Raw genomic sequence first — 2,750 nt, 5'->3', positions numbered from 1 at the left:
GCGGAGGCGGCACGCGACATCCTGGCGCTGGCGGCCGGGTTGCCGGCCGACTTCAAGCGGATGCGCGACGGCTTGGAGCGCATGCTGCACACGCTGCGCGCCGAAATCGTCGAGTCGAATGCCACCAAGGGCATCACCATGGGCGAGGTGCTCGACGCCGACAAACGGCTGCGCGGCACCAGCGAAGGCCGGACGTACGAGAGCTTCACGGCGTTCCTGAACGACGAGGACCAGCAGCAGCGTTTCCGCCAGGCGATCGCCGACGTGCTCGAGCGGGACTTCGCCGACGGCCTGGAGCCGGAGGACCGGAGGGCCCTGCAGCAGCTCATGCCCCAGTTGCGGGCGCAGGCGGCCGAGATCCACCGCATCTACGGGCGGCTCTCGGAGAGCATGCACACCTTCGTGCAGTCGGACGACTACCGCGAATCGGTCCAGCTGCGCCAGGCGATCCGGGCTGCCGAGGCGGCGATCTTCAAGTCGCGGCACAGCCTGCCGGGCCGGCGTGCGGTGGTACCGGCGCCGCAGTTGTACGGCTCCGGCTTCGAATCGGTGAGCATGATCCGGCTCTACGACCCGCAGGATCACCAGGCGCCGGCGAAGTTGCCGCCGCCGCCCGAGTTCACCGAAGCGGACATCCGCCGCGCGGTACGCACGCCGCAGGCTGACGCCGAGGTGCTCTCCCGTGCGGTGCGCACCGCCGTCGAAGCACGCGGGCCGGCGCCGTTGTCGGCGGTCTACGACCAGCTGGAACCGGAACACCGGCACCTGAACAGCCTGCGCTGGCTGCTGCACCGGGCCTTGAATACCGGCGGCGTGCTCGATCCGGATGCGACCGACAGCGTGACCCTGATCCAAATCGACGGCAGCGAACGAACCGCGGTGCTGCCCGCCGTCACTTTCACGAAAGCTGCAGACTAATGAACGAGTTGACCGAGGACGAGTTGACCGGGGTTTCCGCCCATCCGTCCGCAGGGCCCGAGGACGCGGCCGCACCGGAGGAGGCGGATCCCGCCCAGGCTGCCGGGCCGGAGGAGGCGGATCCCGCCGAGGCTGTAGAGGCGACCGCCCGCAACGAGATTGTGGACGGGCCCGAACTCTTCGACGGCGATACCGGCAAGCTTCCCCTGAAGCTGCGCCAGGCCCTGGTCCGGCTGCTGCGCGGCCCCTACCTGCACGCCGGCTCCACGGACCGGGTCTACGACACCGTGGTGGAACACCGCCGCGTCCTCGCCTCCCGGCTCAGCGAGCTGTTCCTGCAACTGATCATCGACGAAGACCGCAAGGTCGCCATGCTGCGGCCGGTCCCCATGGCCGAACCGCACACCAACGCCCTGCAGCGGCAGCGGGAGATGACGCGCGAGGAGACGCTGCTGCTCCTGCGCATGCGGCTCATCCAGGATCGCCACGCCGGCACCGGGACGGAGCCGCTGATCAGCCGGGACGACGTGATCGACGTGCTGCAGGACTACGTGGACCCCGAACAGCACGACGCCAAACACGTCGAGGACCTGGCCGATGCCTCCATCCGCAAGCTGTCCAACGAGCGCCGGCTGCTGGAAGCCACCGAACTTTCGGACGTGTGGGTCATTTCCCCGGCCCTGCCGCTGGCCTTGCCCTTCGAGAACATCGGCGACATTCCGGCGGTGATCGGCTCGCTGGCCGGTACTCTCCCGCCGGCAGGCGAGGCACCGGAGACCGACCAGTTGGCTGTCGACGGCGAGGAGGCCTGACATGAGCATCGAGACGATCCTGCCCCTCGACGGGCTGCTCAATCCCGGCCAGCACCGCCTCAGCCGCGTGCAGCTGGTCAATTGGGGCACCTTCGACGGCTCCCACACCATCCGCGTGGACCGCGCCGGAACGTTGCTGACCGGCGGCTCCGGGGTGGGCAAGTCCACCATCTTCGACGGCATGCTGCAGGTGCTGGACGCGCGGCCGAAGATGAACGAGGCCGCCCAAACCAGCGCCGGCAGCGCCGCCGAGGAACGGCGCACCGCGTTCAGCTACATGCGCGGACGGCTGGGCGCCACCCCGGCGGACGGCGACGGTTCCCGGAACGCCACGTTCTACCAGCGTCCCGGTGCCACCTGGTCGGCGGTCTGCCTGACCTTCGACAACGCCCTGGGGCAGACCACCAGCCTGTCCGTGCTGCTGGACCTGCCGGCCAACGGGACCGAACACAATGTGGGCCGTTTCTATGTGCTGCATAACAAGGCCCTGGACATTCCCGCCCTGGAGGCCCGCATGCTGGGCCGGTTCAGCAAGACCTCGCTGGAGGCCCTGTTGCCGGGCAGCCAGGTCTTCGATTCGCACAAGGCTTTTGCCGAGCGATTCCGGCAAGCGCTGGGCATCGACCAGGAAAAGGCCTTCGGCCTGCTGCGGACGCTGCAGACGGGCAGGGGCCTGGGCGGCACCGTGAACGACTTCTTCCGCAACCATGTGCTGGACACGCCCCGGACGCTGGCCGCCGCGGAGGAGGCCGTGGAAGACTTCAGCCACCTCAGCAGCATCAGGCGGCAGCTGGAACGCGCCCGGCAGCAGCGGGACCTGCTGGCCCCCGTGCCCCGACTGCATCGGGAGCTGCAGCAGGCGCAGGCCGGGCTGGAGCGCAACCAGGTGTTGGCGGACGAGGCCCTGCCGCTCTACCGGCGACGTTTGGCGCTGGACTGCCATGGCCGGCAGATCGACCGGCTGGAAGCGGAAGCAACGGCGGCGACGGCCGCGCTGGCAACCGCCGAAGCGGCACGCGA

Annotated in this window: 3 protein-coding genes; all 3 read left to right on the top strand. The window is 69.4% G+C overall.

The genetic code is table 11. The annotated features are described in order from the left end of the window. Positions 1-918, top strand: a 918-nt coding sequence (locus tag AC5RUJ_RS14050; protein ID WP_494156032.1) for a DUF3375 family protein, incomplete at its 5' end; no start/stop codon positions are given. Continuing rightward, entirely contained in the window at positions 918-1,730 is an 813-nt protein-coding gene (locus tag AC5RUJ_RS14045; protein WP_494127863.1) for a DUF4194 domain-containing protein, read from the top strand. The genes AC5RUJ_RS14050 and AC5RUJ_RS14045, both read left to right, overlap by 1 nt. Position 1,731: 1 nt before the next feature. Beyond that, positions 1,732-2,750: ATP-binding protein (locus tag AC5RUJ_RS14040; protein ID WP_494156031.1), on the top strand; the 1,019-nt coding region annotated here is incomplete at its 3' end.

The sequence above is a fragment of the Arthrobacter sp. Y3223164 genome, from assembly GCF_059091005.1.
This window is presented reverse-complemented; position numbering and strand designations above follow the sequence as displayed.